The sequence below is a fragment of the Mesorhizobium sp. M0317 genome (assembly GCF_040321555.1).
Lineage (GTDB): Bacteria > Pseudomonadota > Alphaproteobacteria > Rhizobiales > Rhizobiaceae > Mesorhizobium.
The window spans coordinates 1-739 of the sequence record NZ_JAMYRV010000109.1 but is presented as its reverse complement, the minus strand read 5'-3'; the positions used below and the strand labels follow the sequence as shown (position 1 = coordinate 739).

The window sequence follows — 739 nt, the reverse complement described above, 5'->3', positions numbered from 1 at the left end:
GGCAAACAGTGCGACCGGCGCAATGCGGTTGCGCGCAATGCCAAATTCGCCCGAGAATACACTGGTGCAGAAGATGATGTTTTTGGCACGCACTTCACCGTGATCAGTAACTACTTCAATAATTGGTCCGCCTCGCCAAGAGCGTACACAAGTGTCCTCAAAGACTTCCACGTTTGGCGGCAAAGTCGCGGCAAGGCCCCTCATCAACGCCGCGGGATTCACCAAGCCGTTACCGCCAACTTTTAAGCCCGCCCGATAGAATTTAGTTCCGACGAGTTGTGCCATCTCATCGCCTTCAAGCCGGGCGTATGAAATGTTGTCCCGCTCATAGGCAGCTTGCAGATCGCGCAAGTGTCGATCACCGGAAACGCCCGCCGAGACATAGATTCGACCCCAGTCGCTCCAGTCACATTCTATGCCATGCGTCTGAACCAGCTCACGTAACAGTTCGGTTCCGGCAGAGCAGATGGCATTGTTGCGGTGGGTGACTGCTTGGGATTTGGTATGGCCGTGAGTGTTGTGGTCCAGCATGAAGCCCGAATTGCGCCCGGAGGCACCGAAGCCGATCCGGGAAGCTTCAATCAGCGCAATTCTATCATCCGGTTTCAGCAAGGCGAGATATCGCGCCGTCGCCAGGCCGCAGGCACCGCCGCCAACAATCACCCAGTCGGAGCCCAGAGATCCCTTTAGGGAACGCGCAGCAGGCACAACGCCCAGCGACCTGAACCAACCGTTCGAG

At 57.1% G+C, this 739-nt stretch carries 1 protein-coding gene; it reads right to left on the bottom strand.

Going from position 1 to position 739, the window contains the following annotated elements:
* Positions 1-739: NAD(P)/FAD-dependent oxidoreductase (locus NKI88_RS31735; RefSeq protein WP_352659341.1), on the bottom strand; the 739-nt coding region annotated here is incomplete at both ends.